At 68.8% G+C, this 11,859-nt stretch carries 20 protein-coding genes; 2 read left to right on the plus strand and 18 right to left on the minus strand.

Translation table 11 applies throughout. The annotated features are described in order from the left end of the window. Positions 1–92: 92 nt before the first annotated feature. The 5 genes from KBO27_RS21880 to KBO27_RS21900 form a co-directional block, all read right to left on the minus strand. Positions 93–527: a hypothetical protein gene (locus tag KBO27_RS21880; RefSeq protein ID WP_210971761.1), complete on the minus strand. Its 435-nt coding sequence runs from the start codon at positions 525–527 to the stop codon at positions 93–95. A gap of 68 nt (positions 528–595) precedes the next feature. Then, positions 596–1,006, minus strand: a complete 411-nt coding sequence (locus KBO27_RS21885) for a hypothetical protein (RefSeq protein WP_210971762.1) — start codon at positions 1,004–1,006, stop codon at positions 596–598. Positions 1,007–1,223: 217 nt separating this feature from the next. Beyond that, a complete protein-coding gene (locus KBO27_RS21890; RefSeq protein ID WP_210971763.1) occupies positions 1,224–1,565 on the minus strand; it encodes a hypothetical protein in 342 nt (113 codons plus the stop codon). Next, positions 1,562–1,762 carry a hypothetical protein gene (locus KBO27_RS21895; protein ID WP_210971764.1) on the minus strand — a complete coding sequence of 67 codons (201 nt, stop codon included), beginning with the start codon at positions 1,760–1,762 and terminating at the stop codon, positions 1,562–1,564. The genes KBO27_RS21890 and KBO27_RS21895 overlap by 4 nt, the downstream gene beginning before the upstream one ends. Then, entirely contained in the window at positions 1,759–2,010 is a 252-nt protein-coding gene (locus tag KBO27_RS21900; RefSeq protein WP_210971765.1) for an HC3 family zinc finger protein, read from the minus strand. Before KBO27_RS21900 ends, KBO27_RS21895 begins: the two co-directional genes overlap by 4 nt. A gap of 156 nt (positions 2,011–2,166) precedes the next feature. Here KBO27_RS21900 and KBO27_RS21905 point away from each other — a divergent pair, with 156 nt between their 5' ends. Next, positions 2,167–3,000, plus strand: coding sequence for a helix-turn-helix domain-containing protein (locus tag KBO27_RS21905; RefSeq protein ID WP_210971766.1), 834 nt, complete (start codon positions 2,167–2,169; stop codon positions 2,998–3,000). Between the two features lie 6 nt (positions 3,001–3,006). Beyond that, the gene (locus KBO27_RS21910; RefSeq protein ID WP_210971767.1) at positions 3,007–3,210 is read left to right on the plus strand and encodes a DUF397 domain-containing protein; all 204 of its coding nucleotides are present in this window, start codon (positions 3,007–3,009) and stop codon (positions 3,208–3,210) included. 415 nt (positions 3,211–3,625) lie between these two features. Here the strand turns inward: KBO27_RS21910 and KBO27_RS21915 are convergent, their stop codons facing one another. The 13 genes from KBO27_RS21915 to KBO27_RS21975 all read right to left on the minus strand — a co-directional run bounded on the left by KBO27_RS21915 (position 3,626) and on the right by KBO27_RS21975 (position 11,741). Then, on the minus strand, positions 3,626–4,180 hold the full coding sequence (locus KBO27_RS21915; RefSeq protein ID WP_210971768.1) for a hypothetical protein: 555 nt from the start codon (positions 4,178–4,180) through the stop codon (positions 3,626–3,628). Between the two features lie 149 nt (positions 4,181–4,329). Then, positions 4,330–5,349, minus strand: coding sequence for a DUF4192 domain-containing protein (locus tag KBO27_RS21920; protein WP_210971769.1), 1,020 nt, complete (start codon positions 5,347–5,349; stop codon positions 4,330–4,332). A gap of 445 nt (positions 5,350–5,794) precedes the next feature. Then, positions 5,795–6,022, minus strand: a complete 228-nt coding sequence (locus KBO27_RS21925) for a hypothetical protein (protein ID WP_210971770.1) — start codon at positions 6,020–6,022, stop codon at positions 5,795–5,797. Then, positions 6,019–6,393, minus strand: coding sequence for a hypothetical protein (locus tag KBO27_RS21930; RefSeq protein ID WP_210971771.1), 375 nt, complete (start codon positions 6,391–6,393; stop codon positions 6,019–6,021). Before KBO27_RS21930 ends, KBO27_RS21925 begins: the two co-directional genes overlap by 4 nt. A 102-nt stretch (positions 6,394–6,495) precedes the next feature. Further along, the gene (locus tag KBO27_RS21935; RefSeq protein WP_210971772.1) at positions 6,496–6,789 is read right to left on the minus strand and encodes a hypothetical protein; all 294 of its coding nucleotides are present in this window, start codon (positions 6,787–6,789) and stop codon (positions 6,496–6,498) included. Continuing rightward, the gene (locus KBO27_RS21940; RefSeq protein WP_210971773.1) at positions 6,786–7,247 is read right to left on the minus strand and encodes a hypothetical protein; all 462 of its coding nucleotides are present in this window, start codon (positions 7,245–7,247) and stop codon (positions 6,786–6,788) included. The genes KBO27_RS21935 and KBO27_RS21940 overlap by 4 nt, the downstream gene beginning before the upstream one ends. A gap of 351 nt (positions 7,248–7,598) precedes the next feature. Then, positions 7,599–7,772 carry a hypothetical protein gene (locus tag KBO27_RS21945; protein ID WP_210971774.1) on the minus strand — a complete coding sequence of 58 codons (174 nt, stop codon included), beginning with the start codon at positions 7,770–7,772 and terminating at the stop codon, positions 7,599–7,601. An 82-nt stretch (positions 7,773–7,854) separates the two neighbouring features. Continuing rightward, positions 7,855–8,301: a single-stranded DNA-binding protein gene (locus tag KBO27_RS21950; RefSeq protein ID WP_210971775.1), complete on the minus strand. Its 447-nt coding sequence runs from the start codon at positions 8,299–8,301 to the stop codon at positions 7,855–7,857. Between the two features lie 315 nt (positions 8,302–8,616). Further along, complete coding sequence (locus KBO27_RS21955; RefSeq protein WP_246537784.1) at positions 8,617–9,528, minus strand: bifunctional DNA primase/polymerase; 912 nt, start codon at positions 9,526–9,528, stop codon at positions 8,617–8,619. Positions 9,529–9,608: 80 nt separating this feature from the next. Then, on the minus strand, positions 9,609–10,046 hold the full coding sequence (locus tag KBO27_RS21960) for a hypothetical protein (RefSeq protein ID WP_210971776.1): 438 nt from the start codon (positions 10,044–10,046) through the stop codon (positions 9,609–9,611). A 242-nt stretch (positions 10,047–10,288) separates the two neighbouring features. Continuing rightward, the gene (locus KBO27_RS21965; RefSeq protein WP_210971777.1) at positions 10,289–10,426 is read right to left on the minus strand and encodes a hypothetical protein; all 138 of its coding nucleotides are present in this window, start codon (positions 10,424–10,426) and stop codon (positions 10,289–10,291) included. 134 nt (positions 10,427–10,560) lie between these two features. Further along, positions 10,561–11,151 carry a hypothetical protein gene (locus tag KBO27_RS21970; RefSeq protein ID WP_210971778.1) on the minus strand — a complete coding sequence of 197 codons (591 nt, stop codon included), beginning with the start codon at positions 11,149–11,151 and terminating at the stop codon, positions 10,561–10,563. Between the two features lie 158 nt (positions 11,152–11,309). Beyond that, complete coding sequence (locus KBO27_RS21975; RefSeq protein WP_210971779.1) at positions 11,310–11,741, minus strand: hypothetical protein; 432 nt, start codon at positions 11,739–11,741, stop codon at positions 11,310–11,312. Positions 11,742–11,859: the final 118 nt, after the last annotated feature.

Consider the following 11,859-nt stretch of genomic DNA (forward strand, 5'->3'; position numbering starts at 1 on the left):
GGGGGGGGGGGGGGGCACTACCTGCTCGGGGAGCGGGCCCGGCTCGACCGGCTCCTCGAACAGCGGCCGCGTCTCCGGCCCGCCGTCGGGCGTCACCGGCCGGCGGGGCGGCCGTAGCCGTACATCATCGCCCGCACCTGGGCGGTTTCCCGGCGATACCCGCGCGCCCACAGCGTCACGGTCAGCACGACCGCGGCGGCGATGAGCGTGAACGCGATGACGGTGTTGGGCTCGCCCTGGGCGACCGCGACGGCCAGGGGCAGGGCCGCCAGCCCGGCGCCGGTGAACAGCAACCGCCGGCGCGGGGCCTGCGGGGCGAACCACCGGCGCGTGATCCAGGCGACGGCGAGCCCGACCAGGGCGCCCAGCACCGCGAGCACGGGCACGCCGGTCACCCAGGCGTCACCACGGGCGAACGCGGTGCCGGTGACGATGTTGATCAGGCCCGCGAGGGCGGCGCCCAGGAACACGCCCAGACCGGCCGCACCGCAGAGCCGGGCGAACACGACGACAGGACGAAACCTCATGTCGATCGAGGGTAGAGCACGACGGTGACATGATCGGCCTACGCGAGCTGCGCAGGTGGCGTTCAGGGCTACGCGAGTTGGCGGTGCCAGCGAAGCCAGTAGGCACCCCAGCAGTCCTTGACCTGTTGAACGGTGAGGCCAGCGGCCTCGGCGATCTGGTCCCAAGCTGCGCCGTATCGGTAGGCGTTGAGCACATCGCCGGTCGCGTCTAAGTCCGCAGCGCAGCAGATCCGAATCTTGACCAGGTGCCATTCGCGAAGGGCTTGATGCTGCTCGCCTTCGGAGAGTTCGGCCTGTGCCCGCAGCCACGCGACACGGTCGTTGTCGCCGAAGGCCGGTCGGCCGAGGATGCAGTCGGCGAGCTGCCCGACGACCGCGAAAATTGCCTCGTCGGCCAGGCGCCCGGCCTCGGTGATCGCCTCGTCGCCGTCGAGCTCGCGGAGCTTGTCGGTGGTGAACGGGAGCGTGAGCAGGTGCATGGTGATCTCCAACGGTGGACGCCGAGGCGATGCCCGGGGCGGTGTCGACGTGGCCCGGGCCGAGGGGATCCGTGCTCGTGCCCCCTCGGCCCGGGCCGCGAAACCCGCCACGTAGGGCGGGATGGCCACGCGGCGCGGTTGGGGGAGCGCGGCTCGCGTGGCCGCTCCGGTGCCGCGGCGGCGATCACCTCGGGGTGAGGCACCGGAGAGGCAAGGTTCAGAGAGTTCGCAGCGCCGCCAAGACCTGCTGCAGCACTCGGGGTTCGGTCGAGTACGTGCCCGCGCCGATCAGCGGGTGATCGTTGTCGTCGAGCACGGGGCGCTGGAACTGCACGGTGTGCTCCAGCTGGGCGACGTCGTCGGCGAGGTCACCAGACCAGGTGGTGCGGCGTGGCTCGCGCTGCTCGGCTGCCATTTCGTCCATGAGTTGCTTGACCAGCAGTGCGCCCTCGCTCGCGCCGCTGTGCTTGCCGCTGTCGCGGTAGTAGAAGGCGACGAGCAAGCCGCACACCGTGATCAGCGCGAGGGTCGCGGCGCTCCATAAGGCAACAGTGCTCATCGGTCGATCACCACCGAGATCACGTCGCCGTCGATGGCGACCGGGAGCTCGTCGGCCCGCAGTGCGCAGGCGAGGCGGTCGCAGACCCGCGCAAGTTCCTCCCGGTCGTCCGGGGATGCCTTACCTGCTTCGACGTTGTCGACGGCTGCGCCGATGGACATGATCGCGGCGCGCATGAGGCTCGCGGTCTGGTTCATGAGGCCACCGCCAGTAGCGCGGGCGGCGGTGGGGTGCCCGCGAGGTCGTAGGTGTGGGCTCGGCAAGTTTCGCACTCCGACCACAGCCAGGCGTGATCGCCGTTGTCGGCCTGCAGCGTGGAGTCGCCGCACAGCGTGGTGACCGCGGTTCCGTCGGGGTAGAGGTGGCCGCCGTTGGGATGCGCGTCTGTGCTCGCGTGCCGCTGGCCGCCGGCCGGTACCCAGTGAAACGGGTGAGGGCTCCACATAGGCCCCCTCCTATCGATGCTTGTGCGTAGCAAAGAGCCATGATGTGCGACATGGACTCTGTGTGCGTTCTAGCATGTTGTGCGAGCACAATTTGGATCAATACTCCCACCGGGTGACATGTCGTTTGCCGGTGATCGCGGGATAGGATTTTGTGCATGGCCAACACAGCGGACAGCCCACGAGCGCGGGCGCTTGGCGCCGAGCTCCGGCGGCACCGTCGCGCAGCCGACATGACAACAACGCAGGTCGGCGAGGGTATTGGCAAGGCTCATAGCTACGTGAGCCGCGTCGAAAATGGCAAGCAGGTGCCGACCGAGGCCGACCTTGCGAGCCTGCTCTTTGTGCTCAGGGTAAACGGAGACGAGCGCGAGCAACTGCTCGAACTCGGGAAGGCCGCCAGCGATCCGGACTGGCTCGCGCCCGGCGTCGACCGCCAGCTCGCCGCGTTGACCGAGTATGAGCGCACCGCGAAGCGCATCATCGCGGTCGAGCCGCTGTTGGTCCCTGGCCTGCTGCAGACCTTCGACTACGCACGGGAGACCGTGGCTGCATTCGGGTCCAGCGGAGCCGAGGCCGAGCAGTCGGCGATGACGCGCCTCGGACGGCAGCATGTTCTCACCGACGAGCCACCAACCACCCTTGACGCGTTCATCGGCGATTTCGCGCTTCGCAACTCGATGTGCGCGCCCGAGGTCATGCGCGACCAACTGCATCGGCTCCTCGACCGCGGCCAACGACCCAACATCACGATTCGCGTCGTACCGATGGCGCAGCCACCGGCGGAAGTGATCCGTGGATCGTGGACGCTCATGACGTTCGAAGACACACGCCCCGTGGTCTATATCGAACCGTTCGGGTCGACGGCGGCGATCACTGACCGTCGCACGGTGACCCGGTGCGAAGCCGCAGTAGACGCGCTGCACGAAAAAGCGATGAGCCCGGCCGCATCCGCCGAGCTCATCGCTGATCTTGTTAAGGAAATGGAGTAAATTCCCATGACAACCGTACCCCGCCCCGGTGTATGGCGGAAATCGAGCTACAGCGCAGAGAAAAACTGCGTTGAGGTTGGGCGCGTCGGTGACGGCGCCGCCGTCCGTGACACCAAGAACCGAGACCAAGGGTTCTTCACCGCAACCCGCGCACAGTGGACGGCGTTCATTGACGCCGCCAAGGGTGGCCAGTTCGACCGCCCTGAATGAGCAGACAACGAGGCCCCCGCACTGGATACCAGGCGCGGGGGCCTCGTCGTATCAGCATTCAGTCGCTACTCGACGCGATTCGTCCAGAACAGCGCAGAGTGAGCGGCGACGCGCCTCTTTCCCTTCAGGACAACCCGCAACGGTATGTCGTCCGGCGCACCGGTCTCTCGGAACTGGTGCAGCATGGACTCGGCATCGGCAAGGGTGACGCCTGCGGTGGGATCAGACGCGGGTAGAGGGCCGATCTCAACTCGTGACCGAGGTCGCGCAGACGCCTCCGGAGTCGCCTAGCACGGCTACGCCGGAGAGGGCCAGCGGCCGGGCGTCCGCGTCGCTGTCCGGGATTTCGGGGTGACCGATGAGGTGTTGGCAGTTGTCCGCGGGGCGTAGTGCGAGGGCGCCCTGGTTGGAGTGGTCACGAACGTCGGCCGGAGTGCGGGTGGGTGGCCGGGGCGTAGTGGCAGGTGACGCGTTCGCCGTGGTGCCATCCGGCGCAGTCGATGGTGCCGAGTTGGCGGTCGGGGACGGCGAGTTTCGCGCGTGTCTCGGCTTCGGCGTCGTCGATGCGCCGGCCGTGAAGGTTCTCGCGGTGTTCGTGGTGTGGATCGATGTCGTCGTGTTCGGGGAAGGCTTCGTGCCACATCCGAAACAGCAGTCCGACTCCGGTGTCGTTGAGGGGTGCGGTGTGGGAGGCCTGGCCGAGGGCGAGCACGATTTCGGCGGCGGTGGCCGGCCGGGTGTCCTCGCCGTGGGCGAGGCGGCGGATGAGTTCGCGGGCGTGGCCGCGGTAGACGAATTCCGTTGACATCCGGTCGTGGGTCGGGCGCAGCAGCGAGAAGCTGTGGTGTAGCAGGTCTGCGATGTCGGGATGGTGTTGCTGTGCGCGGTGGATTTCGTCTTCGCTCCACTGGATCATGTCGGCCACCGGTGACCATTCCCGGTCGACCGCGTCGAGGATGTCGCGAATCATGGTTTTCCCTTCGGGTTGGTGCCCGTGCCGTGCGGCACCGTCGCCGCGGTGAGGACGGCGGGTGGGCAGAGAAAAAAGGGGGCCCGGTTCCGGGCGGTCGTGGTGTGACCGTCGGGAACCGGGCCTGGGGGTGGCGGGCGCGTACGGGGTTAGTGCTCGGTGGTGGTGTCGACGGTGTCGGCGAGCAGGGACGCGAGGTCGCCGGGCGGGATGCCGTGGTCGAGTGCGCGCTCGAGGAGGCCGGCGAGGATGTGGTCGGGGTTGGCTTCCTTCGCGCGGGTTACGGCGATGCGGGCGAGTGCTCCTTCGCCTCGCAGGTAGGTCGATAGCGCCAACAGCGCGGCGGGCTCGGCGAGTTCGGGCGCGGGGGCGTTGCGCACGAGTGCGAGCCAGAGGCGTTCGGCCGCGTGGGCCTTGTCGCTGCTGAGCAGGGTGGGCAGCATGCCGTCACGGATCAGGGTGGTCTGGAGCCAGTGCAGGATGCGCACCAGGGTGTGCTCATCCGGGTCCTGGCCGTCGGCGATCCCGTCGATGACCTCGTTGATGTCCTGCACGTGCTGGTCCAGCTCATCGCCCGGGCCGGGGGCCTCGAGGGCGAGCCCGTCGAGTTGGGTGGCCCACCGCGCGGCGGTGGCGCCGCCGTCTGCGGGGGCGATCAGTGCGCACATCTGCTCCCGGCTGTCGAACACGATCTGGCCGCGGGCGGTGAGCTCGGCTCCCACCAGCGAGGCACGGGGATCGCCGAGGCGGCCACGAAGGTCAGGGTCGAAGTAGGAGACCCACTCGGCGCCGTGCCGGATTTCCGGTGCCCACACGGCCTGGATCACCGGCATGCCCGCAGCCGCGAGCGCGAGCTGCAACGTGCTGACCAGCCGATGGTGCGGAAGCCCCTCGCCGGAGGCGTTGTCGTGCGAGAGCAGGACCAGGGCCAGAGCGTCCGGGCACACCGCGTGCAGCGGGCCCGCGAGGAGGTAGGTGACGAGGTCGGTGTACTCCTGCGGGGTGGGCAGGCCGATGCGCATGGTGGCCCCGAGCCGGGCCTGCCCGCTGGCGTTGTCGTGGAGGCTGACCAGCACCAGCGACTCGGTCGGGTAGTAGCCCAGCATGTGGGGTACGGCCGTGAGGAGCTCGCCGATGGTGTCGAGCGAGAGGGCAGCGGTGTTGTCCATCGAGGGTGTCTCCTTGCCAAAAGTGGTGTGCGGTGACGGCAAACAGCCCCTGACCCACCAGCGGGCGGTGGGCCAGGGGCTGTCGATCTGAGGAGTGCGGCGGGACTTCCCGGAGGTGGCGCGTGGCCGGAGGAGGGTGAACCCGCTACCGGGAGTCGCGCGTCCGGGGGTTGGTGTCGGTGATGTGGCGCGGGCGTTGGATGCCCCACGCGAGACCGGCACGGATGGTGGTGCTGGCCTCCGTGGCGGTGAATCCGTCGCGTCCGATGTGTGACTCGACGGCCTCGCGCAGGGCAAGTCGGTGCCCGGCCGGTGAGTGGGCAGCGGGAGCCGGTGGTGAGGTGGCCGTGTCGTGGATGGCCGGAACGAATCCGGGAGTGCTGAGTAGTCCCCCGGATCAGATCGACATCCCCGCCCCGGCAGTCCCTTTCGTGCTCGTGGTCCATTAGGGACTGCCAGCCGGTGTTCGGTTCTGGAGCTGTTGGTGGAGGAAGGCCCGGTAGGTGGCGATTGTGACGTTGCGGCGGCCTACGGTCTGGGAGTGTTCGGTGAGTTCGCGCCGCCGGGCTTCGTCGAGCAGGTTGCGTGCGTGCTCGCGCATGCCGGTCTCCCCGGCGCGGGCTCGGGTGAGCGCCTGACGCGCGAGCGCGCGTAGTTCGTGTGTGGTCTTCACAGGTCTTCCTCGTCGGCCTCGTCGAATCCGTGGGTTTGGCGGTCGATGTCGTCGACGCGAACGTCGTGGTCCTGTGAGGACACGGTGAGAGCGTCTTCGGCCCATTGCCGGGCGGTGTTTTCGTTGTCTGTTCCGGTGACGTAGACCTCGACGCTGAGGGTGACGGTTCCTTTCCATCCGGCGATGTATTCAGGCAGGCCGAGGTCGCGGAGCCCGCCGTTCATCCCGTCACGGCAGATGTCGCCGTCCTTGTGTGCCTGGATGATCCGGTCGCGTACGTGCGTGCGGAACGTCTGGAGCTCTGTGCGGGATTGCTCGAGCGCACGCTCGAGCGCCTCAATTCGCGCGCACGGGTGCTCGGGGAAAGTCATGGGTCCTCACTTCCTGTCCTGATCGCATGGAATTCGTTTCGCGCACGGGAAAGCCCGGATCCCCGAGTGCGGAGGGAATCCGGGCTGGCCGTGGAGTGGTGGTTAGCGGCGAAGTAGCCGTGATCGAACCGACGCGAGCAGCCGCGCGGGCCGTGATGGTGGGGGAGTGGGGTTGAACGCGAGCTCGATGACGACTTCGGCGACGAGTGTGGGAGGCGCCTGGAGTGTTCCGCCGCGCTGCGGGTAGCCCTGCCGGATCGAGTTGATGAAGATCGGGCACGGGCTTCCGTCGATGGTTTCGAAGAACGAGCGGGGCTGGCCGCAGCGGCGAACTCGGTCGGCGAAGTCGAGGACCAGGGGGTCGCGCCGCAGCTGGGTGCGGAGGTCGTCGTTCATCGGATGTTCCTCTCGTCGGTGGCCACCGCGTTGTCCGGTGCCAAATCCGGCGGCAGCGCCTGCGGGTGGTTCACGAGCGTGGCTGGGTGACCGGAAACGGCGGCGTGGTCGACCGCGGCGCGCTCGAGCGCGGTGCGTTCGTCGGTGTAGCCCATGCCTGCCGGGACACCGGCGCCTCGGCAGGTGGGACACCAGAGCACGAATCCGTTGCCGGTGTCGCGCACGGCGATCTCGTGGGGCTGGTAGTGGTAGCTCAACGCGGCGACGATCAACGACGCGGTGGCGCGAGAAGTGGTGTCGGCGTCCGGCAGCCGGAATCGACGGCCGGTGGGACCGGAGAAGAGCACGCCCACGCGGTTGTGTTCGGGGTGTTCGGTGAGCACCCCGATGAGGTGGCCGCCGTAGAGGATGACGGTGTGGAAGGGGTCGCGGCGTTGAGCAACGACATCAGGCAACATCGTGTGCGTCCTTTTCCTCAGACAACAGAAAAATGGGCAGACGACCGCCACCGCAGGGTGTTTCAGCAGAGCTCGTGGACGAGCGGGTGGCACGGTGGTCGTTCTGCCTGCGGCCGCGTGAGCTGGAGGGTGGGTCCGGAACGCAACACGGCGGGGTCCCCTCCGGGGTGCCGTTTTGCGTGGAGCGGCCTACGCTCCAGCAGACTCACGGCGGGCAGAAAACCACTGCCACCGGCTACAACCGGCGCCGTCTAGACAGATGACGACCCTGCAGCAGCGTGGCGTTCGTGCCACGGGGTGCGTGGGAGCAGCGGACGGGCGCGCAGCCCCAGCGGTCGCAAGCGGCGAAGGTTAGTGGGTGTGGCGGTGGTGGCCTCGGCGTTGGCTGGCGTCGATGTCGCCTGGCTCGATCGCGGCGGTTCGCCGCAGGCGACGGGGCGGGTAGGCGAGGGCGAGCCAGCACAGCAGGCGGAGTTCTCGCCAGTAGCGGGCCGTGCGGATGAGGTGCAGGGCGATGTGCTGCATGAGCAAGGCCTTTCGGCAGGTCTGGTCATGAAAAACGGGGCACGGCACCGAAGTGCCGTGCCCCGTTGGGGGCTACTGCGGATTAGAAGGGCGGCTCACCGGCGGCGGCACCGGCGGGGGCGGCGTCCCAGGGGCCGTTGTCGGCGGCCTGGCTGCTCTGGGAGCGGGTGGCCTTGTTGACCGCCGCGGTCGCGTGGCGCAGGTCGGGGCCGATCGCGTCGACCTCGAGCTCCATGACGGTGCGCTTCTCGCCCTCCTTGGTCTCGAACGAGCGCTGCCGCAGGCGGCCCTGGACGAGCACCCGCATCCCCTTGGTCAGGGACTCGGATACGTTCTCGGCCATCTGCCGCCAGATGTTGCAGCGTAGGAAGGTCGGGTCACCGTCCTTCCACTCGCCGCTCTGCCTGTCGAAGTACCGCGGGTTGTTGGCCACGGTGAAGTTGACGACGGCGGCGCCGGACTGGGTGAACCGCAGCTCGGGGTCCGCGGTCAGGTTGCCGACAACGGTCATCTCGATCTCGCCAGCCATGATGTACCTCCTGCGAAGTCGGTGAATTTCGGAATCACCGACAACCCGCTCGCCACCTGCACCAACCCGGCTGGTGACCGGGTCCGTGCCCGAGGGGCTGTCGATCTGCGACTCCCGGATCAGGGCGTGGTGGGTGGTGCAAGGGGGCGCGTGAGCGCCTCGGCGAAGCCGACGCCGAAGGCGCCCTTGTGCCGCCTGCCTCGTCCTGATCTGATCCGCGTAGCTCGACAGCTCCGGCACGGCACCCGGCCGCCCGCTACCCCGAACTACTCCCGGCGCACTGCCTGGGTGCCGGAATCGCCGAAGTCGCTGGATCTAGCTGGTGCGGTCGGCAGCGATGTAGCGCGGCCGCTCGCGGCCCCAGGCCAGGCCGTCCTGGATCGTCCGGGTCACCTCGTGCTCGGTGAATCCGTCCTGTCCGATGTGGCCTCGGGCTGCGTCGAACAGCGCGGCTTCGGCGGTGCGCTGGTCGAGCGCGCCGCCCCCGATCAGGAAGCCGAGCCTCGCGGCAGCCCGGAGCAGGGTGTTGTGTCGCTGGCCGGTGGGCGCGCTGGCGACTGCCCGCGTCTCGCCCTCGAGCGCGGCGGCGACGTAGGCGCCGGCCCGCCCGGCAGGAAGCTCCAGGCCGACCGGATCCGGCGGAGGCGGGGGAGTCAGAGCGGTGACCAGCCATTCCGGCAAGGGAGCGATCGCGGCCTGGTTCCTCGCCCAGTAGCGGCCGCGACGAGTGATCGACCCGGCGGCGACGACGTACCCGCCGGCACCGCGAGTGTCGACCCGCCACCAGCAACCGACCCGGGACCGCAGCTCTGGCTCGGCAGGGGCCCGGAAGTACAGGTGCTCACCGCCGGACGGAGTCCTCACCGTGTAGGTGCCGTCGGGGTACCGCTGGCCGTCCTCGGCGGCCCGTTGGGCGAGCACGTCGCGCCCGTGGTGGGCGCCGGACCACCGGTCCGGCGCCCGCTGGTCCTTGGGATCATCAAGATCAACGACGAGCAGGCCTGACGGACCGCAGGCGATGCCGACGTTGTAGGGCACCGCCTGCCACCAGGCCCAAATCTGCTCGGGATCGCAGGTGGCGACGGATTCCCAGTCCTTCGGCACCGGCTTCTTGCTCAGTGGTCGTAGCGGGAACACCGCCAGACCGGCCTCGGCGGCCTCCAGCGCGGCTCGCATCAGCCGCGGCGGTCTGGACGGGCAGGGGCGCATCGTGGCTGGACTACTCATAGTGCCGTCCTTCCTGGATGGGAGCGTAAGGGCCGACCACCCGGAATCCGTCGCACCAAACCCGCTGCGCACGCTGTCGATCAGCTCGTCGAGAGCAGCGCGCGGTGGACCAGCCACGGCAGCGACTGCGCATGGCTGTGGCGACCGTCGTCAGGCACGGCATCGTCGACGGAGAGCTCCCAGTAGTCACCACGCGGGCCGCACGGGACCGTCTCGAGGCGCGAGACCACGCTGATCCGCCGCCGGGTGTCGTCGACAACGGCGGTGACTTCGATGCCCATCGGCAGGTGACCCGGGGTCTCCAGCTCGCGGTAGTGCAGCGACAGCGGCGCCGCGCGGAGGCGGCGGCTGACCTCGACCAGCACGCCGCAGGCGTAGTTCCACGAGCCGAACTCGCCCGCGCCTCCTGTTCTCGGGATGTTGGTGTCGACCTCGGAGGGCAGCACGTAGCTGCGGCAGTAGTCGTGCAGACCGAACATGCGTGGCGATTCCGACGGTGCCGCGAGCAAGATCGTCATGGCGTTTTTCCTGGCTGTGCTGGGTGCCCGGCGGTCGTGAGACCGGAAGACGGAGGTCCGTCGTCTGGGAGCTGCGCTACCCTGGCGGTGTGAAGCGGTAGCCGGCTCTGCCGGTCCTTCTTCACTCGGAAAAGATCGGTGGATTCTTTGGTCGGCCGTGGCTTCGGCCGCGGGCCCCGTACGGGGCGATGCGCCGGTCTGCTAGTGGCCCACCCGGCACGCGCCGGGTGGGCCACGGCGTTTCACACGGCCAGCAGGTCGAAGGCGCGCTGCTTGCGCTTGGCCACGGTGGTGCTGGTCAGCACCCGGTGCGCGCGGGGGTCGGTCCCCTCCGCACACAGCAGGTGGTTGCGCACGTCTCGCCGGGGCAGAGTGCGCACGCCCCGCCGAGACCGGGCACAACCACCGGAGATCTGGTGACGAAAGCAGTCCGGTGAGTCGCTCACTGGTCATCGGCCGCTCGGGGTCGGACCTCGTGCTGGCGGGCGGCTAGCGCAGTGGCCGCCGGTGCTGGCTAGAGCAGGCCGGCCCGATGGGCTGCGCGGATCACCGCGAACCGGGATCGGCAGCGTGGGCAGTCCTCACCATGCGGACGAGGCGGTGCTGGTGCCGAAGGCTGAGGTGGCGGGGAAAGCACCTCATCGCGGTCGGGGTTCCACGCCGTGTAGTGCGTGGCCACACGACCGTCGTCCCAGCGCACCGTGATCGACCAGCGTGGACCCACGACGTCATCAGGGTCGGAGATGGAGATGTCCTCAACCGTGTAGGCCCTGCGCGAGTAGCCGGACCAGTAGCGGCCGCCGACGTGGCGAGGACCGATCTCCTCAGCGATGTGCTGCCAGGCCTGCTCGGCGTCGCGGCGGTCCAGTTCGTCCCTGAGCTCGGCCTGCCGTGCAGGGTCGTCCTCTTCCTCCAATCGGGCTTCAAGCTCGGCCTCGGGGCACCACAGGCAGTCGCAGGGCTGCGGGTAGCGCAGGTCGGGGTCCTCGTCATCGGTCACGAGGAATTCGCCAGTGCCGCCGCAGTCGGCGCACCCGGAAAGAGCCCACAACCCGCGCATTCGGGTCTCGCGGTAATGGGGCGGCGGGGGGATTTCCGCGGTCATCGTCTGTCTCCCTGTTCAGTCGGAATTGGTGCGCTGCCCGGTCTCGGTGGGCCATTCGACAGGCCCCGGTGCCGGGGGAAGGTGGAAAGCCGAACGCTTTTCGCGGCTTGACCCCGGCCCGGCGCGCCGCCGGGCAGAGACGGAATCCAGCAGCTCGTTTAGAACGTCAGGCCGCCGTGCACGTCGCCGTGCTCGTCGACGACGCGGTCGGTGAGGTTGTTCTCGACCGGGCCGGTGTTGGTGTTGACGCCGGTCGTGCCGTCCGGGCCGTGGAAGCGGCGCACCGTGGCACCGGCCTGATTCACGGCGTCTGGAATGGGCGAAGCTGTGTCCTCGATGTCCGGCGTGATGTAGCCGTCGTGGACCGTCTGGTAGGCCCAGCTGCGGATTAGAGACGCGGCCTGGGGTGAGGCCTGCGATGCGCGCCTCTCCTGCTGGAGGATCCAGTTGCCTGCCCGTCCTCGTTGGAGGAGCTTCGCGCGCGGGTCGATCTCGTACACGGTGACCTCGGTTTCATGACCGTCGACGAGCACGATGTTGTGCGGGCGCCCGTCGGCGTCGTAGCCGACGACAACCTCCACGGATGTCATGCCGGTCGGTTCCTTTCACTCGGGATTTCCGGTTCTGGGGGCGAGTTGGTCGGTACCGCCCACAGGGCCTGGGCTTTCAGCGGGAGTTCAGACCAGCGAACGCTGGTCGGCGGTCGAG

This window comes from Saccharopolyspora endophytica (assembly GCF_018070075.1).
Taxonomy (GTDB): Bacteria; Actinomycetota; Actinomycetes; order Mycobacteriales; family Pseudonocardiaceae; genus Saccharopolyspora; species Saccharopolyspora endophytica.

Bases quoted from the DNA above. Each gene is read 5' to 3' on its own strand.
- KBO27_RS21960 (WP_210971776.1), bottom strand. From the start codon at position 10,046: ATGACGATCTTGCTCGCGGCACCGTCGGAATCGCCACGCATGTTCGGT.
- KBO27_RS21905 (WP_210971766.1), top strand. From the start codon at position 2,167: ATGGCCAACACAGCGGACAGCCCACGAGCGCGGGCGCTTGGCGCCGAG.
- KBO27_RS21975 (WP_210971779.1), bottom strand. From the start codon at position 11,741: ATGACATCCGTGGAGGTTGTCGTCGGCTACGACGCCGACGGGCGCCCG.
- KBO27_RS21900 (WP_210971765.1), bottom strand. From the start codon at position 2,010: ATGTGGAGCCCTCACCCGTTTCACTGGGTACCGGCCGGCGGCCAGCGG.
- KBO27_RS21945 (WP_210971774.1), bottom strand. From the start codon at position 7,772: ATGCAGCACATCGCCCTGCACCTCATCCGCACGGCCCGCTACTGGCGA.
- KBO27_RS21950 (WP_210971775.1), bottom strand. From the start codon at position 8,301: ATGGCTGGCGAGATCGAGATGACCGTTGTCGGCAACCTGACCGCGGAC.
- KBO27_RS21955 (WP_246537784.1), bottom strand. From the start codon at position 9,528: ATGAGTAGTCCAGCCACGATGCGCCCCTGCCCGTCCAGACCGCCGCGG.
- KBO27_RS21915 (WP_210971768.1), bottom strand. From the start codon at position 4,180: ATGATTCGCGACATCCTCGACGCGGTCGACCGGGAATGGTCACCGGTG.
- KBO27_RS21935 (WP_210971772.1), bottom strand. From the start codon at position 6,789: ATGAACGACGACCTCCGCACCCAGCTGCGGCGCGACCCCCTGGTCCTC.
- KBO27_RS21885 (WP_210971762.1), bottom strand. From the start codon at position 1,006: ATGCACCTGCTCACGCTCCCGTTCACCACCGACAAGCTCCGCGAGCTC.
- KBO27_RS21895 (WP_210971764.1), bottom strand. From the start codon at position 1,762: ATGAACCAGACCGCGAGCCTCATGCGCGCCGCGATCATGTCCATCGGC.
- KBO27_RS21910 (WP_210971767.1), top strand. From the start codon at position 3,007: ATGACAACCGTACCCCGCCCCGGTGTATGGCGGAAATCGAGCTACAGC.
- KBO27_RS21920 (WP_210971769.1), bottom strand. From the start codon at position 5,349: ATGGACAACACCGCTGCCCTCTCGCTCGACACCATCGGCGAGCTCCTC.
- KBO27_RS21970 (WP_210971778.1), bottom strand. From the start codon at position 11,151: ATGACCGCGGAAATCCCCCCGCCGCCCCATTACCGCGAGACCCGAATG.
- KBO27_RS21890 (WP_210971763.1), bottom strand. From the start codon at position 1,565: ATGAGCACTGTTGCCTTATGGAGCGCCGCGACCCTCGCGCTGATCACG.
- KBO27_RS21940 (WP_210971773.1), bottom strand. From the start codon at position 7,247: ATGTTGCCTGATGTCGTTGCTCAACGCCGCGACCCCTTCCACACCGTC.
- KBO27_RS21880 (WP_210971761.1), bottom strand. From the start codon at position 527: ATGAGGTTTCGTCCTGTCGTCGTGTTCGCCCGGCTCTGCGGTGCGGCC.
- KBO27_RS21930 (WP_210971771.1), bottom strand. From the start codon at position 6,393: ATGACTTTCCCCGAGCACCCGTGCGCGCGAATTGAGGCGCTCGAGCGT.